Here is a 20,581-nt window from a genome sequence, read left to right on the forward strand (position 1 = left end):
TTATGTCTGCTAAGTCGTCAAGTAGTTTATTAAATAAACAATTTTAACACTTTTAGTCTAAAGCTATTTTAATCAGTCACTTGGGATGTTTTGATGGGATTTGGCAAAAGCAAACTGCGATTGCCTAAAGTTGAATTTATTGACCGAGCTCAAGCTTCTGCTGCTGGTTGTTGGCGCTAAGCGTTAGGCTATCTTTGTCGATACACAGTACGCTCATTTGTTGGTACCAATCACCCAATACAACACGGTACTTTGGTGTTGTACCACTCAGTGCTAATTGATGGATCTCGGGGCGATGAGTGTGGCCGTGGATCATGTAATCGATGGGATATTGGGCAAAGCGTTGTTCAACCGTTTGTTGATTCACGTCCATAATACCTAAGGATTTACTGGTATTGGCTTGCTTACTCTTACTACGAATTTTGTGGGCGATACGTTGCCGAACAAATAAGGGGAGTAACAAGAACAGTGTTCTCAACCAAGGTTTTTGAGTAACTTCGCGGTATTTTTGATACCCCTCATCATCGGTACATAATGTGTCACCGTGAAGAATCAGTACTTGTTTACCGTATAGCTCAACCAGCTTCTCCTCTTCAAGTAAGATCATACCGCAACGCTTAGCGTAGGCTTTACCCAGCATAAAGTCGCGGTTACCATGGATAAAGTAACAGGCTACGCCTTTAGCAGTAAGAGTCTTTAATGCGGTTTCAACTTGTTTAGCAACGGTGGTTTTCTCATCATCGCCTATCCAAAACTCAAATAGATCACCGAGTATATAAAGCGCATCCGATGCAGGTGCTTGTTGTTCAAGGAAATCAAGAAAGGCCCGAATGATATCGGGCCGGTCTTCACTTAGATGTAAATCTGAAATGAAATAGGTCGGCACGTGAAGTTTATTCCGCTACGCTAACTGACTTAATCACCACTTCTTCGAGTGGTACATCAGAATGAACGTAGCCAAAATTACCGGTGTCTACACCTTTAATTTTGTTGACAACATCCATACCTTCTACAACTTCAGCAAATACACAATAGCCCCAGCCTTCACTGGTTTCAGCTTTAAAATCGAGGAAAGTATTATCATTTACATTGATAAAAAACTGAGCAGACGCTGAGTGTGGGTCCATGGTGCGGGCCATCGCCAGCGTACCGGTTTTATTTGATAAACCGTTGTTGGCTTCATTTTTAATCGGCGCTTTAGTTTCTTTTTCTTCCATACCAGCAGCAAAGCCACCGCCTTGAACCATAAAGCCGTCGATGACACGGTGGAAAATAGTATCGCTGTAAAAACCGTCTTTAGCATAAGCCAAAAAGTTTGCCGCGGTTTCTGGAGCTTCAGCTGCATTTAGTTTTACGACGATATCGCCAAAGTTTGTATGTAAAGTAACCATTTTTTCACCCTTTTTTGGTAAGTGCACCGATTCTAAACTTTCCTATGCGTACTGACTAGTCACCACGCTTAAATCGGCTGTTTTTCCTAGTGGGCGGTGTTAGAATATCCCGCTCTAGTGTTAGTCAGTGAATGGAACAGGAAACCAATTAGATGTTACAGATATACAATACTTTGACCCGCAAGAAACAAGCTTTTAAGCCCTTAGTAGAGGGAAAAGTGGGTATGTATGTTTGTGGAATTACCATTTACGACTACTGTCATATTGGTCATGCGCGAACGTTCGTTGCCTTTGATACTGTAGCGCGCTATTTACGTTGGTCGGGATATGAGCTGAATTTTGTGCGCAACATTACTGATGTTGATGACAAAATCATAAAGCGGGCAGCCGAAAATGGCGAGAGCTGTGAAGCGTTAACCGAGCGCTTTACTGCCGCGATGCATGCTGATTTCGATGCTTTGAATATGTTACGACCTGATATTGAGCCGCGGGTGACTACCCATATGCCAGAAATCATCGAGGTTATCGAAAAGCTAATCGCTAATGGTCATGCCTACCTTGCAGAAAGTGGTGATGTGCTGTTTGAAGTCAGCACTTATGCCGATTACGGAAAATTAAGTTTACAGAATTTAGACATGTTGCAAGCGGGTGCCCGGGTTGAAGTGGAAGAAGATAAACGTAGCCCTTTAGACTTTGTACTGTGGAAAAGTGCCAAGCCGGGAGAGCCTATGTGGGATTCACCCTGGGGCCAAGGCCGCCCAGGTTGGCATATTGAATGTTCGGCAATGAACATGAAACATCTAGGCGAAGTATTTGATATTCATGGTGGTGGCTCCGATCTCACCTTTCCACATCATGAAAACGAAATTGCTCAGTCTTGCTGTGCCCACAAAACCAATTATGTTAATTATTGGATGCACTCAGGCATGGTTCAGGTAGATAAAGAAAAAATGTCTAAGTCTTTGGGCAACTTCTTTACTATCAAAGATGTACTGGAAGTATACGACCCTGAAACGGTGCGTTACTTTTTATTATCCGGCCATTATCGCAGCCAATTAAATTACTCTGAAGATAACTTGAAACAATCTCGTTCAGCCCTTGAACGTCTATACACTGCGCTACGGGGTGTAGTGCTACAGCCTATCACTGACAGCGCAGCGCAAGATTATCGTGCACAGTTTAAAGCAGCAATGGACGATGACTTTAATACGCCAGAAGCTTTACCTGTGTTGTTTGAGCTAGCCAAAGAGATTAACCGAGCTAAAGACAGTGACCCAGCATTAGCCGGGCAATACGCCAGCTTGTTGTTAGAGCTAAGTGCGGTGTTGGGTATTCTTGGCCAAGATGTCGATACTTTTTTGCAAGGCGAGCATGATAGCGAAGTGGCAGAGATTGAAGCGTTAATCGTTGCTCGTAATCAGGCTCGAGCGGATAAAGATTGGGCAGCAGCAGATATTGCACGTAACCGCCTAACTGAAATGGGAATTGTATTAGAAGATGGTGCATCAGGGACGACTTGGCGTAAGGCCTAGTTCGCTCAAGCCCTGTCCATTAAAAGGCAGCTTAGGCTGCCTTTTTACATACGGTATTTAACAAGAAGTTGTTGATACTGATCGGTTTGGGTGACCTTGGTCAATGCCGCGCGGAAACGTTTCAAATAATTGGGGTTAGTACCTTGGCTAAAGGCAAAACAGCCCTCTAATTCACCTAAACGGTAAACGGATTCAAAAAGCTCTTCATCAAAACCTAGCGCAATCGCCGTTTGAGTGATGACCTCTGGCTCAGAAGCAATAACATCTACGCGTTCACGCTTAAGCATGCGCAGCGCTTTTTCTAAATCTTCGGTTAGGGTAATTTGTTCGTATTCAACGCCTTTATATAATAAAAGCTGCTCACCAACGCTCGCCTTCATTGCGCCAAATAGTAGATTTGAAGTTGAATCAACTGTATCTAATGTTATCGCTCGAGACTTTAAGGCTATTAATTCTATATCGGAAGTGGTGATAGGGCAGGCCCAATGAAACATTTCCTCACGCCTCGGACTACGCATTGTTAAGAAAAGCGCCATATTGGGTCGGTGCTGAAGCAGGTAGTAAGCTTTTTCCCAATTCTGTACTTTAATGGCTTGGGGCTCTTGGCCCATCTCTTGCCAAACCAATCTAAGCAACTCGACTGAAATACCGGTTAAATGCGCATCTTCAACATAATTGAATGGACGCAGGTTTTCCGTTACAAAGGTAACCGTATCCGCTCGGCTGAAAAACGGTAGGCTTAAACTTAAAAGTAATAGGTAACGGATCAACATAGGCATTCCTAAATATCAATTCCTTTTAAAATTAGCTTACTTTTGATTATGTTGCCGCAGAATAAGCGAATGCTTTGTCAAACATTCGCTTTAAGCACTATTTATCGTGAAACTGCTCACAAGCTTCTAAGGTATTCTCTATTAGGGTTGCAACGGTCATTGGGCCAACCCCTCCTGGAACGGGAGTTATATAAGCAGCATGTTGACTGGCAACTGCATATTCTACATCACCGGCTAGTTTTCCACTCTCCAAACGGTTAATGCCAACATCGATCACCATAGCGCCAGGTTTAATCCATTCTCCAGGGATAAATTGTGGTTTACCTACTGCTACAACAACTAAATCTGCGCGGCGAACGTGGGCTTCTAAATCTTTGGTAAATCTATGGCAGGTTGTTGTTGTACAGCCCGCTAGCAATAGCTCAAGAGTCATTGGGCGGCCAACGATATTGGATGCGCCAACGACAACGGCTTCTAAGCCATATGGGCTAACACCAGTCGATTCGATTAGGGTAATGATACCCTTAGGCGTGCAAGGGCGAAGTGCAGGTATACGCTGTGCTAAACGACCGATGTTATAAGGATGGAAGCCGTCAACGTCTTTGTCAGGTCGAATGCGTTCAATAATTTTGGTTTCATCAATGCCTTGAGGAAGAGGAAGTTGAACCAAAATACCATCGATAAGTGGATCATTGTTTAGCTCATCAATTGCGGCTAATAAAGCTTGCTCATCAGTGTTGTCATCAAGGTCAATAGACTTTGATATAAAGCCAACTGCTTCACATACTCTACGCTTGCTTCCAACATAAACCTGAGAAGCAGGGTTGTCACCTACTAATATCACCGCTAAGCCTGGAGCGCGTTTTCCTTCAGCTATACGTTGCTTAACGCGTTCAGCGACTTTGTTTTGAACTTGTAAGGCAATTTTTTTTCCATCAATTATTTGTGCAGACATCGATTCTTCTTTAACTAGTGATTGACGATTCTCGATGGCGCTATTTTGGCATGATAGACAAATAAATGTCAGATTTTTTTGAAGTGAATGATGGCTTTTTTTTAACCGCTCGCCTCAGCGGAGGACCAGATTAGCCAGTCGAAATAAAAAAGCCTACCCGAATGGGGTAGGCTTAAAGGTTTAGGCTGCCACCCAAAGTAAAACGGCAATGACTTGTGGTGAGAGGATCCTTAAACACATAACCAAAGGATAAACCGTTGCATATGCCAAGGCTGAAGCCCCAGAGGTACTGTGTATAGAATTGGCAAAAGCTAAGGCTGGTGGATCGGTCATTGAGCCAGCCATTAAGCCGCATAGGCTCAAGTAATTGACTTTGAAAACATAGCGACCAATAAAACCAATGATCAGTAGCGGAATGAGTGTAATAAATGCCCCGTAGAACATCCAATCTAAACCATCACCCTCAACTAATGTTTCGATAAAGTTGGCACCAGAATTAATCCCAACTACGGCGAGAAATAATACGATGCCAATCTCACGTAAGGCTAAGTTGGCACTAGGAGGCATAAACCAATATAAACGCCCGATACTGCCAATTCTAGCAAGTACAATTGCTACAATCAGTGGACCGCCAGCTAAACCCAACTTAAGTGGTGCGGGTAAACTTGGTATCGCTAAAGGTAATGAACCAAGTAAAACGCCTAAGCCAATACCGATAAAGATAGGTAGCATTTGTACATGTTGCAGTTTACTGCGTACATTGCCTAAGCTTTTTGCAACCTTGTCAATATCGGCACTAGGGCCAACAATGTTTAAGATATCGCCGAATTGTAGAGTGGTATCTTTATTTGCTATCAGCTCTACGCCAGCTCGGTTCAAACGAGAGATGACCACATCAAAACTGTGTTTTAAATCTAGCTCACTGAGCTTTTTACCTAATATACGTTCTTCGGTCACCACCACGCGTTCACTGCGTAATAGGGTGCCTTTGGTAGAAAGAGACTCGTTAATTTCTTGGCCAATAATCAATGTGGCTTGCTCGAGTTTTTGTCGGCTAGGCCCCACAAGATGCAGATAGTCACCACGATGCATTAACATATCAGGTGTAGGGACTTTAAGTTCACCATCCGATTTGACGCGTGAGCAAACTAAATCTTCACCAATGAGCTTGTTCAATTCAGAAAAGGCTAAGCCATCGAGGTTAGGGTTTTCGATAATCACGTTAATGTCTTGTAAGCTTTGTTTCTTCTTACCTTTAGCGCTATCGAAATCTTCAGCTTCTTGGTCAATATTGATGCGGAAAGCCAATCGAATAATCCACATTGACAATAAAATACCCAGAATCCCAAAGGGGTAGGCCATCGCGTAGCCTAAGCCTAGCACCGTGGTTTCTTCGGTAGCCATACCAAGTTCTTGTAATATTTGTTGGCCTGCGGCTAATGAGGGGGTATTAGTTACCGCGCCGCTGTATATGCCTAAAAATACATTAAGGGGTAAATCAAAGATAAAGTGCAGAGCTACCGCTGTCACCCCACCTAAAAGTACAATGCCTACCGCCAGTAAGTTGAGTTTAAGGCCACTGGCTTTCAGTGAGGCAAAGAACCCTGGGCCTACTTGAATGCCGATGGTATAAACAAAAAGGATAAGGCCAAATTCTTTAATAAAATGCAGTGCGTGTGGGTCGAGGTGCCAACCAAATTGTTTGATAAAGTGGCCAACAAACAGCCCTCCAAACAATACGCCTCCGATACCCAGACCAACGCCACGTATTTTTAAACCGCCAAACCAAAGTCCTAAAACAGCAACAACGGATAAGACTAAGATTGATAAAGCTACTTCGCTCATGAGATTCCATTCCAACGTCAGTAATAGTGTGTTTTTAGCAAACCATGAGAGACTACTACTTTAGTCGTACCTTACTATTGATTTGGATTAATAAACCACCATGAATCAGCCAATTAGAAATAAGGTGGCGATTTTATTTATTTGGCCACAGATCTTAGGCGGCGATCGCGCCGTTAATAAGGTGATTGGTGACATTAAGCGCTGTTTTGAGATGATTATTGTTCAATTTGGCTAAGCTGTGACCAAACGGTAAATATGATTAAAAAACTGTTTGACGCTGACCATTCAAGTGGGTAGTATTCGCCTCCGTTGAAGGGCACAAAACAGTGCTTTAAACAAACCGGTGATAAGCGCAGCTTGGTAGCGCATCGTCGCGAAGCTCATAAAGAGTGGGGCCAGAGGGTTTAACCTTCTATATAATATCAAGGTAATCGGTGATTAGCGCAGCTTGGTAGCGCATCGTCGCGAAGCACATAAAGGGTGGGACCAGAGGGTTTAACCTTCTATATAATATCAAGGTAATCGGTGATTAGCGCAGCTTGGTAGCGCATCTGGTTTGGGACCAGAGGGTCGGGAGTTCGAATCTCTCATCACCGACCAAATTTTAAAACTTAGTGTTACACTAGGTTTATTGACGCTAAAGATGCGCCCTTAGCTCATCTGGATAGAGCAACGGCCTTCTAAGCCGTAGGTAGTAGGTTCGAGTCCTACAGGGTGCGCCAATTATATGCTTTAATTAGCATGAAAAGATTGTGGTGGGTATAGCTCAGTTGGTAGAGCCCCGGATTGTGATTCCGGTTGTCGTGGGTTCAAGCCCCATTACTCACCCCATTTACTCTGCACATCACCTAGTGATGTGCAGAAAGATAGTTTTGCGGAAGTGGCGGAATTGGTAGACGCGCTAGATTTAGGTTCTAGTATCGCAAGGTGTGAGAGTTCAAGTCTCTCCTTCCGCACCATTATTGGTGTAAGCGTGGGTAACGCTTTAAATATACCAAACAGTTTCGGTGATTAGCGCAGCTTGGTAGTGCATCGTCGCGAAGCTCATAAAGAGCGGGACTAGAGAAAATCTGGTAAACATACTAAGTCAAATTTCGGTGATTAGCGCAGCTTGGTAGCGCATCTGGTTTGGGACCAGAGGGTCGGGAGTTCGAATCTCTCATCACCGACCACTACATTAAGCCTCGTCAGCAATGACGGGGCTTTTTTGTTCTTTGATGCCGGTGGAAATTTTGTAGGGCATTGGCGCTTACGGATATGCCCAGAGGGTCGGGAGTTCGGCTCTTATCCTTGGCTCATCACCGAGGTCTACATTAAGCCTCGTCAGCAATGACGGGGCTTTTTTGTTTCTGGTATTTAACCGTAGTTGAACGTACTTGGTTTGGGACTAGAGGGTCGGGAGTTCGGCGCTTATCCTTGGCTCATCACCGAGGTCTGCATTAAGCCTCGTCAGCAGTGACGGGGCTTTTTTGTTTCTGTTATTTGACCGCAGTTCAACGTACTTGGTTTGGGACTAGAGGGGCGGGAGTTCGGCGCTTATCCTTGGTTCATCAACGAGGTCTGTATTAAGCCTCGAAAGCAAAGACGAGGCTTAATAGTGTTGCTCATTATTATTGTGGTTCGTAGTGCTTAGGCGAAGCCTGTCTAGCTTAATCGTCTGCGACTAAACCCGCTCAATAGCACTAAGCCTAAACCTAATATCGCTAAGGTGCTTGGTTCATCAACGGCATGAATTGTCATTTCGCCAGTGATACTTACCTCTCGCGAGGCTAACTCTTCGTCGCCCCGATAAGCCATCTCTTCTGCTCCCGCTATGTTGAAGTCCCAGCGCCACGCTATTTCCACACCTTGTTGCCAAAGTTCATAGATTGAAGCATCCATGCCACCTGTTGTAATGTTAAAAAAGTTTTCGGTGAGGTCATCATCTACACCAGGCTGATACCAGTCGTAATTGAAAAAACCACCAATATGACTATTACCTACTTCTAAATGACCATCAACAAGTTCGAGCTCTGCAATTTTAACTGTTTCTTGGGTTGCTGTGTTGTGAAGGTGGAACCCAAAGGAGGTATAGTTGTCGTAGTTAGCTACACCGTCGATATAGCTTCCAGATAAGCCCTGATATTCGAGATCTAATAACCAATCTTCCCCTAAGTTTAGGGTCTCTAGCCCCGAAGTATAAGGAAGCAGGCCCATCAAACCACCGGTTCCTGAATTGCTAAACGTGGAGCTGTCATTAGGCATGCAACCGTTAGTATCGCAGGTGCCATTATATAGCTCTGAATGGGACTCGCTAACAATGCTTAGTGCCGAAGCCTTGCCGGTGTAGACTCCATCCCCAAAGGGAGATAAGTATATCTCTGCTGCATAGCCACTAAGAGAGGTTGTTGCAAATAAGCTTGTGACAATGATCGTTTTGTAAATATTCATAGTCGTTATCCTAATATTTAATATTCCATTATTAACCTTACTTTTATTGCGGTTATTATTAAGCACCTAACGGGCCAACACTAATAAGTGATTGTTTTGTCATTAGTTGTTGTGTGGTGATAATGATCAAATTGTCATTAGTGTAAAATATTCAGACACTACAAAAGCTTGTGTGTTATCTAATTGTTATTTTAATGTTGTTTTTGTGTTCACTGATTGTGTTAAGGAACGTGAGTGACGGGCACTCTAATTGGGAGGGGAAGCATGCGAGTTAACTATTCGCAACGATAACTAAAAGGCGTTTTAAACGGTAGTTCAACAGCCGTCTGTGATTAACGCATAAATTGGCGGGGTGGTGGCGTTACTTGCTTGGGTATACTGAAAATAACAGTTGTCGTCAGTCACCTGACCATTGTCGTTACGATCGTAACCAAGGTAGGTAAATGCAATGCCTTGTTCTTGCAATACAAAGGTGTCGTCAATATCAATACGTTTTGTGATGTCGGTATTGTCGAGATAACGCCACTTTAAGCGCACATCAGGGCTGTCGGGGTTGAACACATCAAAGATGCCATCACCATCCATATCCACGTCAATTAAGTCTGCTCGGTTCGGTACTTGTTGAGCCACATAGCTAGGCATATAGGATTTTAACGTCAGTAAATCATTGGCGGCTTTTACACTCACTTTGATTTGTTCAATGGTATTAATACGTGCGTCACTAGACAGATTGAGTAATTTAGGTGCAGCTGTTACCGCAAGGATCCCTAAAATTATAATCACTACTACTAACTCGATTAATGTGAATCCGGCGTTCTTCATCGTTCCTTAATGATGACTACATTGGCTAATCGTCGCAGTATACAAACACCTACAATTGTTCACCTAGTGCATTTTAGAGTATTAAGACTAGCTTTGTGACGCGGATAATATTTAACGATGAAAATGGTCCTAAAGTGACTAAGTGGAAAATATACGTAGGAAGTGGTGAGGATTTGCCCAAACAGGTATGCGCAGTAGCAAATATTTACGCGATATCTAGGATAATATAGCGATCAGTCTCGACCTAGGCTAAAACCACGGCTATAATGCGGCGTTTTGAAATTATGGGTCCTTAACCAAGGACAGCGGTCTCGCCAAGGCGAGTTGCTAAATGCCCATTGTTTACGTAAGTAAATTGTCAGCAGGGTGCTGACTATAGCCGAGGTAATAAAATGCAGGTTTCAGTAGAAACAACTCAGGGCTTGGAGCGTCGTGTTACGATTTCGATTGACGCTGCGCAAATCGAACAACAAGTTGAGCAAGCGCTTAAGCAAGAATCACGTCGCGCTCGCATCGACGGTTTTCGTCCTGGTAAAGTGCCAGTAAGTGTAATCAAGAAACGCTACGGTGCTGCAGTACGTCAAGACGTAACTGGTCAAGCAATGCAACGTTCATTCTACGAAGCAATCATTCAAGAAAAACTAAACCCAGCAGGTTCTCCAGCGCTACAACCTGGTGACGTTAAAGATGGTGAGTTTAGCTTTACTGCTACTTTTGAAATTTTCCCAGAAGTTGAAGTAACGGGTTTAGACGCAATCGAAGTAGAAAAGAAAGTTGCTGAAGTTAACGACAAAGACGTTGACGCAATGATCGATACCTTACGCAAGCAACAGGCCGCTTGGAAAGAAACTAAGGGCATGATCAAAGACGAATTCCGCGTTAACCTAGACTTCGTAGGTAAAATTGACGGTGAAGAATTTGAAGGCGGTAAAGCTGAAGGCTTCGATCTAGCTATGGGCGCTGGCCGTATGATTCCTGGTTTTGAAGACGGTATTCTAGGTAAGAAAACTGGCGAAGAATTCACTATTGAAGTGAACTTCCCTGAAGATTACCACGCTGAGAACCTAAAAGGTAAAGCGGCTGCCTTCGACATTAAAATCAATAAAGTTGAAAAGCCTGAACTAGCTGAAGTAAACGAAGAGTTTGTTAAGTTGTTCGGTATCGAGTCTGGTGAACTAGACGCGCTTAAAGCTGAAATCCGTAAGAACATGGAGCGCGAGCTTGAGCAAACGCTTAAAGCTAGCACTAAAGAGCAAGTACTAAGTGGTTTGTTAGATAGCAACCCCATTGATGTACCAGCCGCGTTGGTTTCTCAAGAAGTGGTTGAACTACGCAAGCAAGCTATGCAACGTTTTGGCGAAAACGCTCAAAATGCTCCAGAGCTTCCTGATGAGTTATTCACAGAGCAAGCGCAACGTCGCGTTCGCACTGGTCTTTTATTAGGTGAGTTAATTAAAGTTAACGAGCTAAAAGCAGACGACGAAAAAGTGAAAACTCACATTGCTTCTTTTGCTTCTGCATACGAAGATCCAACTGAAGTACTTGAGTACTACGCTAAAAACGAAGAGTTAATGAATAACGTTCGTAACGTAGTATTAGAAGAGCAAGCTATCGAGTTTGTACTTAATCAAGCTAAAGTAACTGAAAAAGAAGTTGCTTTTGATGAAATTATGAACAAACAAGGTGCTAACTAAGTTCTAATTTGACTTAGTTACCAGTATCTCGCATATAATGGCTCGTATGTACTTCATACGAGCCATTTTTTTTAAGGAAGAGCGCATCAATGTCTAAAGAAGTTAATCAGTCTGCATTCGACCCCATGGCGGCTTTGGTGCCTATGGTTATTGAGCAAACCTCTAAAGGGGAACGCTCTTACGATATTTATTCTCGCTTATTAAAAGATCGAGTTATCTTTTTAACGGGTCAAGTTGAAGACCACATGGCTAACCTAGTGGTGGCTCAGTTGCTGTTTCTAGAATCTGAAAGCCCAGAGAAAGATATCTTCATCTACATTAACTCGCCGGGCGGTTCTATCAGCGCGGGCATGGCGATTTACGACACCATGCAATTTGTTAAGCCAAACATTAGTACCGTATGTATGGGTATGGCGGCCAGCATGGGCGCATTCTTGTTGGCGGGTGGCGAAAAAGGTAAACGTTACTGTCTACCTAACGCAAAAGTAATGATTCACCAACCATTGGGTGGCTATCAAGGTCAAGCATCTGATATAGAAATTCACGCGAATGAGATAATCAAAACAAAACGTCGCATGAACGAGTTGTTGGCCGAGCATACTGGACAAAGTTTTGATACTATCGCTGCAGACACCGATCGCGATAACTATATGACCGCCGAGCAGGCAAAAGAATATGGTATCGTCGACGATATCTTTGCGCGTCGCGAATAGTTATAAGTTATTCACGGTCTGTATAGATAAGAACATAGTGAAAATAGCATTCTCAGCAGTTTGATTTACACTGTAGATAAGACATGAGTGTGCTAAAAGTTTGAGGTTAGCGAATGACAGATAAGCGCAAGGGTGATGGAGATAGTAGTAAGCTGCTGTATTGCTCCTTCTGTGGTAAAAGCCAGCATGAAGTCAGAAAGCTGATTGCTGGGCCTTCCGTCTATATTTGTGACGAATGTGTTGAGTTATGTAATGACATTATTCGTGAAGAAATAAAAGAAATATCGCCCAAGAAAGAAGGCAATGCTTTACCAGTACCTAAAGAAATCAGGGCTCACCTTGATGACTATGTTATTGGTCAAGACCATGCCAAAAAAGTGTTAGCGGTAGCGGTTTATAACCACTACAAACGCTTGCGCAATGGCGATGTTGCAGACGGTATAGAACTTGGCAAAAGTAACATTTTGCTAATTGGTCCTACGGGTAGTGGCAAAACCTTGTTAGCAGAAACGCTCGCGCGTTTGTTAGATGTGCCTTTTACTATGGCCGACGCCACAACCTTAACCGAAGCCGGTTATGTGGGTGAAGACGTAGAAAACATCATCCAAAAATTGCTACAAAAATGTGACTACGACGTAGAAAAAGCCCAGCGTGGTATTGTTTACATCGATGAAATCGACAAGATTTCACGTAAGTCTGACAACCCATCGATAACGCGTGATGTGTCGGGCGAAGGTGTACAGCAAGCGTTGCTTAAATTGATTGAAGGTACCGTGGCATCAGTACCTCCTCAAGGCGGCCGTAAGCACCCACAACAAGAGTTTTTGCAAGTTGATACCTCTAAAATCTTATTTATCTGTGGCGGTGCATTTGCCGGCCTAGATAAAGTGATTGAGCAACGTGCATCTACCGGTGCGGGTATTGGTTTTGGCGCCGAAGTAAAAGGCGAAGCCGATAAACGTACGCTTAGTGAAACCTTTTCTAAGGTAGAGCCAGAAGATTTGGTTAAATATGGTTTGATTCCAGAGTTTATTGGTCGTTTGCCTGTAGTGGCAACACTGACTGAACTCGACGAAGATGCCTTAATCCAAATCTTAAGCCAACCTAAGAATGCACTAACTAAGCAATACGGGGCCTTGTTTAAGCTTGAAGATGTTGAACTAGAGTTTCGTGAAGACGCTTTACGTGCCATCGCTTATAAAGCAATGGAGCGCAAAACGGGTGCTCGTGGCTTACGCTCAATTGTTGAAGCGGTTTTGCTTAACACCATGTACGACTTACCGTCGATTGATAACATCTCTAAAGTAGTGATTGATCAAACGGTGATTCAGGGTGAAAGTGACCCCATCTTGATATACAGCAACGAAGACAAAGCTGCTAGCGCAGACTAAGTCATTGTATTGTATTATTAAAAGCCAGTCTTAAGACTGGCTTTTTTGCTTATAGCGTTTGACTAACTATCATCTGTTGTTGAGGCTGGTGGATAGCTAGCACATACCTGCCCAGAAATAGGCTAGGGCGTATTAGCCCCAACGCTACTCAGAACTGACCGAATTGACTTACCTGTGGACTCTGCTTGACTTAGCTTTCCTGACAGCTGTAACCTCATTATTAGAGGGCATCTTGTTCATCTGTGTTAGGTATAGAACGGTCATTAACCGTCGGAGGGAACTATGCTGAAGGTGTTGGGCAAATCAACGTCGATAAACGTTCGCAAAGTGCTTTGGACTTGCTCAGAGCTTGCCCTTAACTACGAACTTGAAGAATGGGGTAACCAAAAAGGTGAGCTGCTTAAAGCCGAGTTTCTTGCTTTAAATCCTAACGCATTGGTCCCTGTCATTACTGACGAGGACTTTGTACTCTGGGAATCAAATTCAATTTGCCGTTATCTGGCCTCCTCTATGGAGCGCTGGGACCTCTTACCTCGCTCCCCCAAGCCAAAAGCACACGTAGAGCAATGGATGGACTGGCAAGCAACAGAACTCAACAATTCTTGGCGCTACGCCTTCATGGCACTCGTTAGAAAAAATCCTTCTTATTCTGAAGATCCCGCGATTGACACAAGCGTTCGCAATTGGAATCAAAATATGATGCTTCTCGAGCAACAGCTCGAGCGCTCAGGTGATTTCATACTCGGTAGCGAGTTCAGTTTGGCTGACATTGGAATTGGACTATCTACCCATCGTTGGCTGTCTACACCAATGGAGAGACCAGAGCTTCCAGCGGTTCAGGCGTATTACCAACGGCTCTCTCAACGAAAGGGTTTCGTTGAGCATGGATGTAATGGGGTACCGTAAAGAGACTAACGGTGAGCGCCTCTAACAGGGTACCTGCTAATCCATTTGCTGGTTTTTGCCAAAAGCTGTCGTATTTTCTGCTAATTAGGGGGCTATCACCTAACTAGATTTTTGCCCCGTTACGTGTTACCGCTCCTTCAAAACTACTCTAAATAAACCTATGTACCCTTAATTTTTCTACTTTAGTGGATAAAGCACTGTGATTTTATACAGGCTGTTGCAATTCCTACTTTCTGCAAGTGATTGCATACTTTCATGCTGATGTTTTTGTTATTTTTCGAGCTAGGTGGCTGATACAGCTTAGGAAAGGTGATAACCTTGTTTTTATCAAATGTATGATAAGAGGAAAAATTCCTTGTTTAAACAAGGAATTTTTCCTCTTAATAAGCTTATGTAGACTCCCTCCTGTCAACCCCACATGGCTAGATCATTGCTGACTTATGTACGAGCTCTATAAATGGCTCAAAGATAATTACGCGTATCGAGTGTCAAATCTGTTAGGCGAGATTAAATCTCTCAGCTTATTACTGACTGTCTCGACTCTGATTAAGCAATGTGTTGTTGATTTTACTAGGCAACGAGTGCTTTAACTCGATAATCAGTTCCCTTGGTGAGTATTGAATAGGCAGTTCTAACTGTTTTATTGGCTAGCGCTACGGCTGCGCATTTCTTTCCTCTACGAGCGACGAGAGCTTGTATCCATGCGTCTTTTTCTGTGCGTGGTGTTCTTTTGCAAACATTATTTATATACGTAAATGCACCAGTAACGAGTTGGCTACGTAGCGTGCTTTTTCTTACATGTTTATTAATTGCCCCCAGCTTGGTTTTCCCTCCAGAGGAGTGCTGGACAGGGGTTAACCCGATACAGGCAGCGACATCTTTTCCTGACTTAAATATGTGGTCATCAGCTAAATCAATAGCGCTATATAAATTGATGGCATTAATTATCCCTACGCCTTCAAGCCTCATTAGTTTTTTGCATTCAGGTATGCGGTCGACTAAGGCGGTGAGAGCGTCATCGTAGTGTTCAATTGTTCTAATGACTGCTTGATAAAGTAGCCAAGCACTATGCAAAGCATCGCGTAAAGGTGCTGTAAACATATTGTCGGCATCTTCGAGCGCACTGGCTACAGCAGATTTTAAGCCGCCCATTCTAGGAGAAGGTCGGATATTGAATTCAAGCAATAAGCCAAGAAGTTGGTTATTCATGGCGGTTTTTTGCTTAATCGTTTGCTCACGCAATCGTAAAACGGTTTGCAATTGCTGTTGTTCAGGGGTTTTACCATGTACAAATTTTACGTTAGGTAGCATGGCTGCATGCACAATGGCCAAGGCATCATTCTTATCAGTTTTGTGGCTTTGCCGAACCGCAGATACCAGGCGTGGGCTAATCAAGCGAGCATCATGACCTAGAGACTCCGCTCTTTGTTTCCAATAATTAGAAGTCGAACATGCTTCAAAAACAACCGTAGATGGCTTCGTTTTGACTAACCAAGTGGCAAATTGAGACGGTGTCATTTCTTTGTTAGAAAGCACCTGTTGGCGAGCAACAACACAAACTTGAATGGCGTTTTTTGCCAAATCGACACCAATAACGGTAGAATGAAGCATATATTGACTCCTAACATATTAATCTTGACTCTAAAGCGTAGCAGAGAGCGGAGGGAGTCTAATTATCTGTTATAAGGCAAGTATGAAGCTCACTGAACTTTCAGAGTCTGATTTATTATCATTTACTTTAGATCATCAAAACTTATATATAGAGTTTCTTCTCTTGGTCGGAGACGGAAGGAGGTTTAAGGTGTTTGCTAATAATATTGATTCGAACCCAATCACCGTAAGTTTTATTGGCTTAAATATCAGAGCAAATTTAACAACGTCTGAGAACGTTCCATACCTTGGTGAAATTGAGTCTATTTATGAATCGGATTCAGGTTTCTGTTTTGAAGGTGATATAGGGATTATCGAAGTTAAAGCAAATAGATACAGTGTTGAAAAAGCCTTATAACAAGGGTTTTCAAGTCGGACAAATTACAGTTGGCTGTTGTTCGTGCCTCACACATTTTAGCCAATAGTAATTTTCCGCTTAAAACGGCGTTATGTCGCTTTCAGGTTATTCAAATGAATCAGTGCAAACACAAGCTAAACCTTGTTCAAAATATTCTGGTTTCCAGAACCATTAGATTCAATTGCTTAAACTGCGGTAGCAGTGTTTATCGTGAGCACAATCTAACGCAGACCTTTTGGGGGCCACTTCTTCCAATCTGGGTTCTGGCTTTAGTCGGGTGCGCGTTTGTATCAGCAATTTTATTCTTGGCCTCTTTGAGTTTTGTTCTAATTATGCTTTTGGGTGTTTATCTCATTGACTCAAAGCGTAATTTGCTACAAATTTATTCGTTCGACGAGTCCAGGAAAGACAACGTGAAAGCTTTAAAAAGTGTGTTTTTAGTCTTGGGTATCGTCGTGTTGGGTGCATTGTTGGAGTTCGCAACATAACGAATAAGAATAGGTGTCGCGCAGCCGACACCTTATTCGGGTGTTGAACAAGCCCGATGCTCCCTTCTATAGTAAATAACGGTGTTGATGTTGGCGGGGCCAAGGCCTTGTTAGTTTTCGCAAGGCGAGTTTGGCTAAGACGGGGTCAACGGCGTTAAGCCCTTACCCGTTTGGCGTAGTGCTAAGTTGTTATTTTTTGTGTGTTTTCATCCTCGTGTTAAGCCCTGCCATTATCCTTATACTGTTCGCCTTTCGGCTAGCTCGTTCGACTAATGCCTGTGCAGTGCATGGGGTGTTGGCAGCAAGGGCATGGCCGGGTCGCGCTGTTGTTGTCGGGTTGGAGCGCGGCGAGGTTAACGCGTTGAGGCACTCGCAGTAGTAACTGAATGCGCCGCAATACGTGTTTGGCGTTGCCCCGTAAAAAACCATAATCTCTCACCCGCTGTAATCCCTTGGGTAATACATGCTGCAAGATAAGCGTTAAGAATTGCAAGGTAGGCAGGGTGCGGATTTTGGTGGTGTGGCTTTGGCTATCTTGATACCTAAAACTCACTTGGCCGTTATGGGTACTGATGATGTCGTTATCGGGTAAGACCCCGCGATACAAGTAGCGAGATAAGTACTGTAGCGCGGGCAGTCCAAAACCTACGTTGCGACAATCTACCACCCACTTAGCGGGTATCGCTTTGAGCAGAGGCAGCGCCTTGTGGTGGTTAATCGCATCCAGCATTCTCCCTCGCCATACCTTGGCCAGTGCAAAGGCGTTAAACAAGTACTGCTTGTTGGTGTGATGCCACTGCTGCTTAGCAACGTGATAGCGCCCGCCAGCCACCAATACATGTAAATGAGGATGCAGATTACGCTGGCGGCTATGGGTATGCAGTACCGTGGTAAAGCCTAATTCGCCCTTGTTCTGGCGTTTGGCAAAGTCCTTTAACAGGCTTGATGCCACCTTGAACATGATTTGGTATAAGGCTTTAGGCTGCACGCGGGCCAAAGCTCTTAGCTCATAAGGCAGGGTAAAGGTCACCATAAAGTAAGTAGTGGGTAGCAGCTTATGTTGTTGGCGAGTTAACCAGCCAGTGGTGCAATGATGTTGGCACTGCGGGCAATGCCTGTGGCCGCAAGAAAGCGTCAATTGGTCATGATGGGGGCAATGCTCACAGTGCCAATGGCTCTGACCTTGTTGCTCAGTTTTACAGCGCAGCATGGCATACATTGCCCGTTTAGCATCCGCCCCTAAAAGCGGGGCAAGCTTGGCCCCATGTTGGTGAAGTAAATCAATAAAGGTGCTCATGGCTACGGCCACATTAAGGTGAGAGAGTCGGTGAGTGTATTCACCGCCCTTGCCGTATCTAATTGTTTCACTTGGGTCAACTGGGTATAGCGCGCGGTGGTGTTTAAACTGGCGTGCCCCAGCAAGTGTTGCAAGGAGCGTAAATCCAAGCCTTGCTCAAGCAGATGGGTGGCATAACAATGGCGCAGCGAGTGAGGACTAATGGGTTTATGAATACCGCAATCGCGCAATACCCGCTTCAAGGCTTTTTGTACACCGCCTTTATCCATCGGCACATCCACCTGTTTACCTTGGCGCGGAAATAACAAACGCGCATGCCGATGGCTTTGCCAGTGGGCACGTAAAACCTGAAGGGTGCGATGCGGCATGGGCACTAAGCGGTCTTTACCGCCTTTAGCATCACGCACATGGACGTGCATGGCCTGACTGTCAATATCATGAATGGTTAACTGTAAGCCCTCGCTCAAGCGCAGCCCCATGGAATACAACACCAAGAAGAAGACTTGATAGCGGGGTTGTTGAGTCATGCTAATCACTAAGCCTACTTGCGCAGGGCTTAAGATATCGGGTAAGCGTTTCACTTGAGGGGGTTTTACAATGTTTAACCACTGCCATTGTTTATCGAGGGTGTAGCGATAAAAGAACTGCAAGCCATTGCGGTCTAACTTCACGGTGCTCCAGGAATGGCTGCTAATCAGTTGAGCAAAATAGGCCTTTAAATCAGCGGTGCTTAAGGTGTCTGGGCAGCGGTCAAAGTGGGCAGAAATACGACGTACCGCACGCGAATACGCATCAATGGTAGCGGGGCGTTTCCCTTGTAAGGTTAAATTGGTAAGGTGTTGTTTATATAAAGCATTATAACGATGTTGTTGGCTAGGGTTCATGCTGCATACTCCGGTTAATCACGACCGATTGGCCGCGTAACATTGAGTATGAGATATCTGCTGCTATGCACTCTGCCGCAGAGCGGCTTCGTTCAACAAACGCATCAAGTCGCCGCTGAAAAGCGCGGCTGGGACACCAAAACTACGCGGCGATTTAGTTTGGTGCTTCGCAAAGTTTAACTAATCGCCGCTACGTTTTGCTGCCCCTTATGCGGGCGTTAGGCATCAAATTAAATGAACATCATCGAAGAGTTTGAATCCAACGGAATAGAGTGCAATCTCGGCGCTAGTAACTGGCACGTAGATCACGGCACTGCCGCAATCTATCCTCCGGCCACCGATGAAATGATCGAGTGGGCTTGCCTCGAAGCTAAAGCGGAATTTCCCCCCGCACTTGTTTCCCTTCTGAAAAGCACAAACGGATGCTTCTTCAAGAAGCTTACGCTATTTGGCATTCCCGTGAGTTTGTTCGAAGGTAAAGGGCTATCGAGAGGGCAGCTTCAGCCTCAGTCGATTACGACAGCGAATCGAGCATGGCGAGTCAACTACAAAGCACCGAATGAGGCCGTAATGGTTGGCTCCATACAGGGATGGTCAGAGAACACAGGGTTGTTCATGATGCCTTCTGGGCAATGCGTGAAAATCAATAGTTCAGGTATTAGTGCGCCATTTCAGCTCACTGAAAAATTGCGTGCGTTGGCGGAAAATGCCTAACAATGAAGCTCACTAACTCGTCGCTTCGCTCCTCGGGGACAAAGGCCACAGCGCGGCAAGCCGCTAGCCTTTGCCCGTGGCTGCGGCGTTAAGGCTCAAATGAATATCGAGCATAGAATTACAGAAATATTTTCCGGAAAGGCATTTGAAAGGCCTGTATTTTATAGTATTCCGGGAGGCCTGCGGTTTGAGTTGTCCGAAGGCGGAGATTGGCTAGAGCAATTTGATTTGGCTTTCAGGAAAGCCCTCGAAATATGCGAAAGTATTTTCGATGATGAAATACTGGTATGTATTCGAACTTTTGGAGGAAAATCGTTACTTTCGGTTCTACCGGTAGTTAGAGAGCTTAAAAATATAGGTTTGTATCCTCCCACTAAAAAAGAGCATTGGAAGGAGAAAAACCAAGACGATCCCGAATGGGCTACAGACGAAGACGAATATTGGCACACCATTGCATTCCATTTGCCATCAAGTGCATTGAAAAAGCTGCTGTGGTGTAGTTTGGCCTGTGACCAAGGTATAAAGCCTTGCCCTCCCGCGAGCTACTATCTATTCGATCTTAAAAAGTCCATCGAGGTCTTGCCATACGATGATAGAGGTATGGACGTGGTCGGGCCAAATCATGAATTTCTGGCAGAGCTTTATTCGAAATATTCACAATATCTTCTCGATTATTATTTGGATGCAATGAATGCTACATTTTCAAAAAAGCCTTAACAAACGCAATCTGTCGGAACG

At 44.2% G+C, this 20,581-nt stretch carries 19 protein-coding genes and 5 tRNA genes; 14 read left to right on the forward strand and 10 right to left on the reverse strand.

What is annotated here, in order from left to right; genetic code table 11:
- Positions 1-136: 136 nt before the first annotated feature.
- Positions 137-886: a UDP-2,3-diacylglucosamine diphosphatase gene (gene lpxH, locus ACVFI8_RS18800; protein WP_457872299.1), complete on the reverse strand. Its 750-nt coding sequence runs from the start codon at positions 884-886 to the stop codon at positions 137-139.
- A gap of 7 nt (positions 887-893) precedes the next feature.
- Positions 894-1,391, reverse strand: a complete 498-nt coding sequence (locus tag ACVFI8_RS18805; RefSeq protein WP_248712061.1) for a peptidylprolyl isomerase — start codon at positions 1,389-1,391, stop codon at positions 894-896.
- A gap of 152 nt (positions 1,392-1,543) precedes the next feature.
- Here ACVFI8_RS18805 and cysS point away from each other — a divergent pair, with 152 nt between their 5' ends.
- Positions 1,544-2,923 carry a cysteine--tRNA ligase gene (gene cysS, locus ACVFI8_RS18810; RefSeq protein WP_457872301.1) on the forward strand — a complete coding sequence of 460 codons (1,380 nt, stop codon included), beginning with the start codon at positions 1,544-1,546 and terminating at the stop codon, positions 2,921-2,923.
- Positions 2,924-2,967: 44 nt separating this feature from the next.
- Here the strand turns inward: cysS and ACVFI8_RS18815 are convergent, their stop codons facing one another.
- From ACVFI8_RS18815 to ACVFI8_RS18825, 3 genes are all read right to left on the reverse strand, one after another.
- Positions 2,968-3,696 (reverse strand): substrate-binding periplasmic protein, encoded by a 729-nt coding sequence (locus ACVFI8_RS18815; protein WP_457872302.1) that lies wholly within the window; start codon positions 3,694-3,696, stop codon positions 2,968-2,970.
- A 97-nt stretch (positions 3,697-3,793) separates the two neighbouring features.
- Complete coding sequence (gene folD, locus ACVFI8_RS18820; RefSeq protein WP_248712058.1) at positions 3,794-4,651, reverse strand: bifunctional methylenetetrahydrofolate dehydrogenase/methenyltetrahydrofolate cyclohydrolase FolD; 858 nt, start codon at positions 4,649-4,651, stop codon at positions 3,794-3,796.
- 180 nt (positions 4,652-4,831) lie between these two features.
- The gene (locus ACVFI8_RS18825; protein WP_457872304.1) at positions 4,832-6,496 is read right to left on the reverse strand and encodes a putative transporter; all 1,665 of its coding nucleotides are present in this window, start codon (positions 6,494-6,496) and stop codon (positions 4,832-4,834) included.
- 100 nt (positions 6,497-6,596) lie between these two features.
- On the opposite strand from ACVFI8_RS18825, the gene ACVFI8_RS18830 reads away from it, so the two are divergent.
- The 6 genes from ACVFI8_RS18830 to ACVFI8_RS18855 all read left to right on the forward strand — a co-directional run bounded on the left by ACVFI8_RS18830 (position 6,597) and on the right by ACVFI8_RS18855 (position 7,668).
- Positions 6,597-6,731: a hypothetical protein gene (locus ACVFI8_RS18830; protein WP_256469273.1), complete on the forward strand. Its 135-nt coding sequence runs from the start codon at positions 6,597-6,599 to the stop codon at positions 6,729-6,731.
- Positions 6,732-7,019: 288 nt separating this feature from the next.
- Positions 7,020-7,096 (forward strand) — tRNA-Pro (locus ACVFI8_RS18835).
- Positions 7,097-7,141: 45 nt separating this feature from the next.
- Positions 7,142-7,218: transfer RNA gene (locus ACVFI8_RS18840), tRNA-Arg, on the forward strand.
- A gap of 33 nt (positions 7,219-7,251) precedes the next feature.
- A tRNA-His gene (locus ACVFI8_RS18845) sits at positions 7,252-7,327 on the forward strand.
- Positions 7,328-7,370: 43 nt separating this feature from the next.
- Positions 7,371-7,455: transfer RNA gene (locus ACVFI8_RS18850), tRNA-Leu, on the forward strand.
- A gap of 136 nt (positions 7,456-7,591) precedes the next feature.
- A tRNA-Pro gene (locus ACVFI8_RS18855) sits at positions 7,592-7,668 on the forward strand.
- Positions 7,669-8,140: 472 nt separating this feature from the next.
- Here the strand turns inward: ACVFI8_RS18855 and ACVFI8_RS18860 are convergent.
- Positions 8,141-8,926: a hypothetical protein gene (locus tag ACVFI8_RS18860; RefSeq protein ID WP_248712056.1), complete on the reverse strand. Its 786-nt coding sequence runs from the start codon at positions 8,924-8,926 to the stop codon at positions 8,141-8,143.
- A gap of 315 nt (positions 8,927-9,241) precedes the next feature.
- The gene (locus tag ACVFI8_RS18865; RefSeq protein ID WP_248712055.1) at positions 9,242-9,748 is read right to left on the reverse strand and encodes a type II secretion system protein; all 507 of its coding nucleotides are present in this window, start codon (positions 9,746-9,748) and stop codon (positions 9,242-9,244) included.
- 392 nt (positions 9,749-10,140) lie between these two features.
- Between ACVFI8_RS18865 and tig the strand changes: the two genes are divergently transcribed.
- The 4 genes from tig (at position 10,141) to ACVFI8_RS18885 (ending at position 14,452) form a co-directional block, all read left to right on the forward strand.
- On the forward strand, positions 10,141-11,442 hold the full coding sequence (gene tig, locus ACVFI8_RS18870) for a trigger factor (protein WP_248712054.1): 1,302 nt from the start codon (positions 10,141-10,143) through the stop codon (positions 11,440-11,442).
- Between the two features lie 89 nt (positions 11,443-11,531).
- A complete protein-coding gene (gene clpP / locus ACVFI8_RS18875) occupies positions 11,532-12,155 on the forward strand; it encodes an ATP-dependent Clp endopeptidase proteolytic subunit ClpP (protein WP_305883129.1) in 624 nt (207 codons plus the stop codon).
- 113 nt (positions 12,156-12,268) lie between these two features.
- Positions 12,269-13,546 (forward strand): ATP-dependent protease ATP-binding subunit ClpX, encoded by a 1,278-nt coding sequence (gene clpX, locus ACVFI8_RS18880; RefSeq protein ID WP_248712053.1) that lies wholly within the window; start codon positions 12,269-12,271, stop codon positions 13,544-13,546.
- Positions 13,547-13,828: 282 nt separating this feature from the next.
- Complete coding sequence (locus ACVFI8_RS18885; protein ID WP_457872306.1) at positions 13,829-14,452, forward strand: glutathione S-transferase family protein; 624 nt, start codon at positions 13,829-13,831, stop codon at positions 14,450-14,452.
- 570 nt (positions 14,453-15,022) lie between these two features.
- Here the strand turns inward: ACVFI8_RS18885 and ACVFI8_RS18890 are convergent.
- Positions 15,023-16,063: an IS110 family RNA-guided transposase gene (locus ACVFI8_RS18890; RefSeq protein ID WP_457871970.1), complete on the reverse strand. Its 1,041-nt coding sequence runs from the start codon at positions 16,061-16,063 to the stop codon at positions 15,023-15,025.
- An 82-nt stretch (positions 16,064-16,145) separates the two neighbouring features.
- Here ACVFI8_RS18890 and ACVFI8_RS18895 point away from each other — a divergent pair, with 82 nt between their 5' ends.
- The gene (locus ACVFI8_RS18895; RefSeq protein WP_457872308.1) at positions 16,146-16,460 is read left to right on the forward strand and encodes a hypothetical protein; all 315 of its coding nucleotides are present in this window, start codon (positions 16,146-16,148) and stop codon (positions 16,458-16,460) included.
- Positions 16,461-17,204: 744 nt separating this feature from the next.
- On the opposite strand, the gene ACVFI8_RS18900 is transcribed toward ACVFI8_RS18895, so the two are convergent.
- Both ACVFI8_RS18900 and ACVFI8_RS18905 read right to left on the reverse strand, forming a co-directional pair.
- Positions 17,205-18,245, reverse strand: coding sequence for an IS91 family transposase (locus tag ACVFI8_RS18900; protein ID WP_457872309.1), 1,041 nt, complete (start codon positions 18,243-18,245; stop codon positions 17,205-17,207).
- Between the two features lie 2 nt (positions 18,246-18,247).
- On the reverse strand, positions 18,248-19,129 hold the full coding sequence (locus ACVFI8_RS18905; RefSeq protein WP_457872310.1) for a site-specific integrase: 882 nt from the start codon (positions 19,127-19,129) through the stop codon (positions 18,248-18,250).
- Positions 19,130-19,363: 234 nt separating this feature from the next.
- Between ACVFI8_RS18905 and ACVFI8_RS18910 the strand changes: the two genes are divergently transcribed.
- Positions 19,364-19,843: a hypothetical protein gene (locus tag ACVFI8_RS18910; RefSeq protein WP_248712456.1), complete on the forward strand. Its 480-nt coding sequence runs from the start codon at positions 19,364-19,366 to the stop codon at positions 19,841-19,843.
- Positions 19,844-19,942: 99 nt separating this feature from the next.
- Entirely contained in the window at positions 19,943-20,560 is a 618-nt protein-coding gene (locus tag ACVFI8_RS18915; RefSeq protein ID WP_457872311.1) for a DUF3885 domain-containing protein, read from the forward strand.
- Positions 20,561-20,581 lie beyond the last annotated feature (21 nt).

The sequence above is a fragment of the Agarivorans sp. MS3-6 genome (genome assembly GCF_054112545.1).